Here is a 6,962-nt window from a genome sequence, read left to right on the forward strand (position 1 = left end):
GGAGGGTTTGAAATATTATATTCCTTTTTTTCCATGATCCTTTGTTAAATTACATATCTTGCAATGCTAACATAGATGAGTGAAAGGATATATGCAAGAAATTTGCATGTCTTTTATCTGCTATTTGCCGAAGGTTATTTTTTTGCAATTTAATTTTCAAAAGTGCTTATTAAAAAACAGCTATAACAAATATTAAAGAAGTCAAAAAGAGATAACTTATTATGGATATAGATCGAAAGATTCGATACGGCATGGTCGGTGGTGGGCCGGGCGCTTTCATTGGAGAAGTTCACCGTATGGCGGCTGCCCTGGACGGTAAAATGGAATTAGTAGCCGGGGCTTTCTCATCCAAACCTGAGAAATCCCGAAAAATGGGTCGAAGGCTGCATTTGAAGGAAAATCGGGTGTACGATTCTTACGAGCAGATGGCAGAGAAAGAAGCCTCGCTGTCCGCGGACGAGCGCATCGACGTTGTAAGTATTACCACTCCCAATCATATGCATTACCCGGTAGCTAAAGCTTTTATCGAAGCCGGCATACATGTGATCTGCGATAAGCCGATGACGCATACGGTTGAGGAGGCCGAAGAGTTATGCCGGCTGGTCGACGAACATAACGTGGTTTTTGCCCTGACCCATAACTATACCGGCTACCCGATGGTCAAGGAAGCAAAGAAGATGGTAGCCGACGGAAAGCTGGGTACGCTTCGCAAAGTGGTGGTCGAATATCCGCAGGGATGGCTCTCCGACACCGGGAATGATGAAATATGGAGACTGGACCCCGATAAAGCAGGCATTTCATCAGCCGTGGGTGATATTGGGACCCATGCAGAGAACCTGGTAGCATATATTACCGGCTTGCATCTCAAAGAGCTTTACGCGGATATCCACAGTTTCGGAGAGGGACGGGAACTCGAAGATGATGCCAGCATGCTGGTTCACTACGAAGACGGATTGCGGGGTATTTTATATGTTTCTCAGATTTCAGTGGGAGATGAGAATGATTTGAATATTCGTTTGTACGGAGATAAAGCCGCACTCGAGTGGTACCAGGAGCATCCCAATTACCTGCACGTTAAATATCCGGATGGACCGGAGGAGATTTATAAACGGGGTAATCCCTATCTGTCGGAGGCGGCCGAGGCCGGGAATCGCATACCGCCCGGACATCCAGAAGGGTTTATCGAAGCGTTTGCCAATATCTATTCCAACGTCGCTGATGTCATTGAAGCCCGCCTGAGCGGTGAGGAGCCCAGGGCCCTGTCGCTGGATTTCCCCACGGTACAGGATGGCGCACGCGGGGTCCACTTTATCCATAAGGCCATAGAAAGCGGTAAAAACAGGTCATGGGTAGATATGTCCTATGAGCCGCCTGCAAGCTCATAGATGGAGTATTTGCAGGGGATTAAGCACAAAAACAATGGGGGAGGGCGGGTGATTTCGGGAATCAGCCGCCTTTTTCTTTTGGGCAGAAATCCCGCGCTCTGATGACCGGTCGGATTCATCCGCTAAGGGGCATATGCCGATTCTTCGGACGCAGAGAAGGAGACAGGCAGAGATTAGTTTGACATAGCCAGCGTCCCCAGCAGCCGTTCGGCTTCGTCAGCCTGATTGCTGTCTCCATATTGATCCACAACGACCCGGGCATACTTTTCCGCTGCCTCGGTGTTGCCGGCGTCATGGTAGACCTGCGCTGCCTCGAGGTAGTTATAAGGCGTTGTGCTGTCATTTTCATCCCACTCTGCCGCTTTAACATATAACTCGGCTGCTTCTTCATAATTACCGGCGTCCGCCGTCACAACGGCGTGGAAGGAGATGGGACCGACGCCTAAAATACCATCCGGGATATCATACTCTTCCATGTAAGAAACGGCCTGCTGCACGTTTCCGAGATTATACTCACAAACGGCAGCATAATAACGGGCAAGGTTGGCGGCATCTGTGCGCGGGTAATTATTGATGATCTGCCTAAAACCGACTGTAAAATCAGCATCCGAGCCGGTTAGAGCCCGCTCATAATCGGAATTCAGATAAGCGGTGGTAGCGTCGGACATAAGCTGTTGTGCCTCTTCTTCCTGTGCCGAAGCATAGTAGTAATAGGCTACGCCGCCGCCGACAATGAGGATAACAGCCACAATGCCACCGATGACGGCTGACTTTCTTCGGTCATAGAAGTTTTGGGCTTTGGAGAAGGTTTCCAGCAGCGGATCGGATTCTAAATCTTCTTGTACTTGTTTCTTGGATTTCTTGGACATGGTTAATCGTTGTTAATCTTACTGAGTGCTTTGTAAAACTGTTCTTTGGGTCAATATCTATTTATGCGCGTTCAAAATCCCACATATGCTGTTACATAGATGCTGTAGTTTTGAAGGCGCTCAGACTTTGACATTGACCAAAACTGCTGGTTTTCCAAAGCTCTCTTATTTTTAGTCGGTAAAAATATGATTGTTTTGGGTGATAGCAAAATTTAAAGTGCATCCAGCTTGCCATGAGAAAGTTTGTAAATCAGGTCGGAACGCTCCGCAATATTTTTCTCGTGTGTAATTAATAAAATACTGAGTTCCCTTTCCTTTCTCAGATTAAACAAAAAATCCAGCAGAATTTCGGTATTGTGTTCATCCAGGTTTCCGGTAGGCTCATCCGCTAAAATGAGATCGGGATCGTTCAGCAGGGCGCGCGCCATGGCCACCCGCTGCTGTTCGCCGCCCGAAAGTTGAGCGGGACGGTGCTGCCCGCGTTCCAGGATGCCGAAATCACGGAGCAGTCCCTCTGCCTTTTCTTTGGTTTCGTGCTGGGCACTTCCCCCGATTAACCCCGGCATCATTATATTTTCAAGGGCCGTGAATTCCGGGAGCAGGTGATGAAACTGGAAAACAAATCCCAGTTGTCTGTTGCGGAAGCCTGCGAGCTCCTCTCGTCCCATAGCATAAATAGAACGTCCCTCCCAGGAGACGGTCCCGGCGTCCGGCTCATCCAATCCCCCTAAAATATGAAGGAGCGTGCTCTTGCCGCAGCCACTGGCGCCGACAACCGTGACGATGGATCCCTTGTCAATGGCAATGGAAGCCCCGTCAAGTACAGTCAGGGGTTTATGGTCATGCTCATCATCAAACGTTTTCGTAATATTCCGTGCTTCTAAAATGGGCATCGACATAGATTATTATTGCTCTGTCTTGCTTACGTTAAAAGAAGGATAGATAATAGGTTCAATATGATGGCAATCTCCCGTCTGCGTATCAACTTTAGCCGTGATGGCACAGAGATGATTATTCCCGTTGGCCAACTTATAGCGATGAGGAGTCCCCAGCATAAACCGCTTCATGGAGGTATTTTTATCCATTCCCAGTACAGAGTCAAAGGAGCCGGTCATGCCCACATCACTGATGTATCCCGTCCCCCCGGGGAAGAGACGCGCATCATTGGTCGGGATGTGCGTATGCGTGCCTACAAATACGGAAATTTCGCCATCCAGATGCCAGGCCAGCGCTAATTTTTCGGCGGTAGCCTCGGCGTGAAAATCAACAAAAATGAGATCCGTTTGCTCTTTCATCCGTTCAATGACCCAGTCAGCGGTGGAGAAGGGATCGTCGATGGGATTCATAAACGTGCGTCCCTGTAGGTTTAAAACGCCAATTTTATGGTTAATCCCCGGGATCTCATAAATCCCAAAACCGTATCCGGGGTTGCCGGTGGGATAGTTCATGGGACGAAGGATGTTTCCGTCTTCTTTCATGTAGTCGAAAACCTTCCATTTGGCAAACGAGTGATTGCCGCCGGTAATAACGTGAACCCCCAAATCGTAAAGGCGCCGGATGATCGATCGGTTGATTCCCTTTCCCTTGTGGGAGTTTTCGCCATTGGCGATAACAAAATCCGCTTCGTGCTTTTTTATCAGGCTTGGTAAAATCGTTTCGAGGAGACTGAGGCCGGGTTCGCCGACGATATCGCCTACAAATAGGATATTCACTAAATTTTTGGACATGCTGCAGTTGTTAAGGCGAAAAAACTTCTTAAGTAAAACGGTAAAGGTAAGGAATAAAACGCCTTTCTCTGAAAAAAGATTTTATCAGGATGTTATTTCATCCACAAAGTCCTCGAGCGATTCATTGACTTCTTTCATTACTTTTTCTTCCTGCTGATTGAGCTCTCTGTTTTGTTTTCGTTCCTCAAAAAGTTCTTCTGCGATAGCAAGGGCGGCCAGCGACATGACGGTCGTATCGGGTTGCTTGTTGAGTTCCTGCTTGTACTGGCGAAACTTGTCATCCACATAGCGCGCAATACGCTTGATAGTCTCCTCTTCCGAATCTTCAACTTTCAGCGGAAACTGTTTACCTAAGATCGTGACTTTAACTGACTTCATTTGTTATCCTCAAGATGGTTGTCAATTTTTGAAATCAATCCCAATACCTGGTGGCGAATGGCAAGCCGCTCCGATTCTGATACCTCGGAGAAGATATCGGTCTGACCTTCTTCTATTTCACGAAGCTTTGATTTGAGTTGGCTGTTTTCCTCCTCCAGTTCTTCAATTTGTCCTTTCAGGGATTTTACCTCTGTCCGGATATGATCGACTAACTGGAGAAACTCTTTTTTGTATGGACTGTTGTCTGATAACACTATCGAAAATTATGATCGAAGTTTAGCTGAATACTGCTTTTCAAGGGCCTTTACAACTTTATTAATTATAGGCTCTACTTCGTTGATAGTCAATGTTTTGTTTTTATCCAGGAAAGAAAGTCTGAATGCCAGGCTTTTTTTCTGTTTGCCCAGCGATTCTCCCTCGAAAACATCAAATACCTGCAGGTCCCGCAGCGAAGGACCGGCCGTTTCCCTGATCGATGTAAGAAGGTCGCCGGCCCGTACGGATTGATCCACGATGACGGCAAAGTCAAATTCAAAAGAAGGAAATTTGGAAACGGCTTCGTACGGCTGTCCCCCGATTTCCCGGCGGATCTTGAAGATCTGCGTCAGCGAAAATTCTGCGATCACGGCCGGCAGCTTTATATCGAAATGACTGAGCATCTCATCGGAGACGTTATAAAGCTTACCGATAGTGTTATCCTGAACGTCATAATGGAGTACATTGCTCTCATCGACGAATGTATTCACGTGTTCTTTTATTTCAAGCTGTTCGAGAAAGCTGCCAGCGGAAGCCTTCAGATCAAAGGCATCGTAATGTTCCGGTTCTGTCTTCCAGTGCTCGATGGTCTTAAAGCCGGCTAATCCCAGCAGGATATTCGTCTCTTCCCGGATGTCCCGGTGGTAGGTGCCGTTTTCTGCTTGTTCAAAAACATTGCCGACTTCAAAAAAACGAACTTGCTGGGCCTTTCGGTTGAAATTATAGGCCGCCGCTTTCAAAAAGCCGTAGAGCAGGGAAGGGCGGAGGGTGGTCATGTCCCTGGAAATGGGGTTCAGCGTATGGATCATGTCGTCGAGCTCCCCCAGCCATCCGGCCTCCTCTTCGGGCATCAGCGAATTGGAGTATATTTCCCGGAAGCGCAGCCCCTTTGCTGTCTCCTTTGACTTCGAGAGCATCTTCTCCCATTCTGTAATGGGTTCTGGGGAGGTGAATTTGCCATGCTTGGGGGCCGGAATGTTGTTATAGTCGTACAGCCGGCCCACTTCTTCAATGAGATCCACTTCGCGCTCCAGATCGGGTCGGAAGGTCGGAATGCGGTAATGGAGCACCGATTCCTTTTTTTCCAGCAGCCCGAGCTCCAGTCCCTCCAAAAGCCCGGCAATTTCATCGATTGTAAAGTCGGTCCCCAGCAGGCGATTGACGTACGATTTGCGAAGGGACAGCGTGAGGGCTTCGGTCTTGACCGGGTGGACATCGGTGCAGCCCTCGGCCACGGTACCGCTGGCGACCTCCGCGATGAGTTGGGCCGCCCGCTCCGCGGCCATACGCTGCAGTTGCGGGTCCACGCCCCGCTCAAAACGGTAGGAGGCATCGGTCTGCAGGACTTGCTCTTTGGCCGTCTTGCGAATTGTGGCGGGGTCAAAGTAAGCGCTCTCAATCAGGACGTTCCGGGTTTCGTCACTGACTTCCGAATCGACGCCGCCCATAACGCCAGCAATAGCTACCGGACTCTGGCCGTCACAAATGAAGAGCGTCCCCGGTGGACAGCTCCGTTGTACGTGGTCGAGCGTTTCGAATGCAACCTCTTCTTCAAAATCCTTCACAACAATTTTGTCCCCCTTGATAGTGTCGGCATCGAAAGCGTGCAGCGGCTGGCCGAGCTCAAGCATAACATAATTGGTGATATCCACGATATTGTTGACGGGCCGTACACCCAGGGCCCGGAGGCGGTTTCGCAGCCAGTAGGGAGAATCATCGATGGTTATATCCCGGACCATCTTGCCGACGTACCGGTGGCATTTTTTTGGAGCTTTAATTTGGATGTCAATCTCACGTAGTGGCTCCGTTCCCGCAAAAGAGGTCTCGAAGGGCCGGGACAGCTCGAGGGAAAGGGCCGCTGCCAGGTCGCGGGCAACCCCCAGGTGACAGGTGGCATCGGGACGATTGGGCGTGAGCTCGATATCAATGATGGTGTCCCGGTAGAGATCAATGGCTTCATGCAGGGGGGTACCGGGCGCCAGCTGCTGATCCAGCACCATGATTCCGCTGTGGTCGTCCCCCAGCCCCAGTTCATCTTCGGCGCAGATCATGCCCCTGGACTCTTCGCCCCGCAGCTTCGCTTCACGGATTGTGAACGGTTCGCCATTGTCGGTTTCAACCGGCAGTGAAGTACCCACCGTCGCAACCGGAACCTTTTGTCCCCCGGCCACATTATCAGCACCACAAATAATCTGCACGGTTTCATCACCGGTATTAACCTGGCAAATGCGGAGGCGGTCGGCATTGGGATGTTCATTCACTTCCAGCACTTCACCGACGACAACGCCTTCCAGAATGCTGCCGTAAGCGGTAACTTCTTCCACTTCCAGACCGATCAACGTGAGTTT

7 protein-coding genes are annotated in these 6,962 nt (G+C 49.6%); 1 reads left to right on the forward strand and 6 read right to left on the reverse strand.

From position 1 onward, the window contains the following. The first annotated feature begins 221 nt into the window (after window positions 1-221). Complete coding sequence (locus ACESLU_RS09520) at window positions 222-1,385, forward strand: Gfo/Idh/MocA family protein (protein ID WP_372638385.1); 1,164 nt, start codon at window positions 222-224, stop codon at window positions 1,383-1,385. A 173-nt stretch (window positions 1,386-1,558) separates the two neighbouring features. On the opposite strand, the gene ACESLU_RS09525 is transcribed toward ACESLU_RS09520, so the two are convergent. The 6 genes from ACESLU_RS09525 to pheT all read right to left on the reverse strand — a co-directional run. Next, complete coding sequence (locus ACESLU_RS09525) at window positions 1,559-2,254, reverse strand: tol-pal system YbgF family protein (RefSeq protein ID WP_372638387.1); 696 nt, start codon at window positions 2,252-2,254, stop codon at window positions 1,559-1,561. 212 nt (window positions 2,255-2,466) lie between these two features. Then, on the reverse strand, window positions 2,467-3,147 hold the full coding sequence (locus tag ACESLU_RS09530; RefSeq protein ID WP_372638389.1) for an ABC transporter ATP-binding protein: 681 nt from the start codon (window positions 3,145-3,147) through the stop codon (window positions 2,467-2,469). A 12-nt stretch (window positions 3,148-3,159) separates the two neighbouring features. After that, a complete protein-coding gene (locus ACESLU_RS09535) occupies window positions 3,160-3,981 on the reverse strand; it encodes a TIGR00282 family metallophosphoesterase (protein ID WP_372638391.1) in 822 nt (273 codons plus the stop codon). 84 nt (window positions 3,982-4,065) lie between these two features. Next, window positions 4,066-4,359: a cell division protein ZapA gene (locus tag ACESLU_RS09540; RefSeq protein WP_372638393.1), complete on the reverse strand. Its 294-nt coding sequence runs from the start codon at window positions 4,357-4,359 to the stop codon at window positions 4,066-4,068. After that, window positions 4,356-4,613 (reverse strand): hypothetical protein, encoded by a 258-nt coding sequence (locus ACESLU_RS09545; RefSeq protein WP_372638395.1) that lies wholly within the window; start codon window positions 4,611-4,613, stop codon window positions 4,356-4,358. Before ACESLU_RS09545 ends, ACESLU_RS09540 begins: the two co-directional genes overlap by 4 nt. A gap of 9 nt (window positions 4,614-4,622) precedes the next feature. Beyond that, the coding region (gene pheT / locus ACESLU_RS09550) for a phenylalanine--tRNA ligase subunit beta (protein ID WP_372638397.1) at window positions 4,623-6,962 on the reverse strand (2,340 nt) is incomplete at its 5' end.

This window comes from Fodinibius sp., assembly GCF_041642155.1.
Taxonomy (GTDB): domain Bacteria; phylum Bacteroidota; class Rhodothermia; order Balneolales; family Balneolaceae; genus Fodinibius.

What these genes read in the sequence shown, in the direction of transcription:
- ACESLU_RS09535 (WP_372638391.1), bottom strand. Translation starts at nt 3,981, where the DNA reads ATGTCCAAAAATTTAGTGAATATCCTATTTGTAGGCGATATCGTCGGC.
- ACESLU_RS09520 (WP_372638385.1), top strand. Translation starts at nt 222, where the DNA reads ATGGATATAGATCGAAAGATTCGATACGGCATGGTCGGTGGTGGGCCG.
- ACESLU_RS09525 (WP_372638387.1), bottom strand. Translation starts at nt 2,254, where the DNA reads ATGTCCAAGAAATCCAAGAAACAAGTACAAGAAGATTTAGAATCCGAT.
- ACESLU_RS09530 (WP_372638389.1), bottom strand. Translation starts at nt 3,147, where the DNA reads ATGCCCATTTTAGAAGCACGGAATATTACGAAAACGTTTGATGATGAG.
- ACESLU_RS09540 (WP_372638393.1), bottom strand. Translation starts at nt 4,359, where the DNA reads ATGAAGTCAGTTAAAGTCACGATCTTAGGTAAACAGTTTCCGCTGAAA.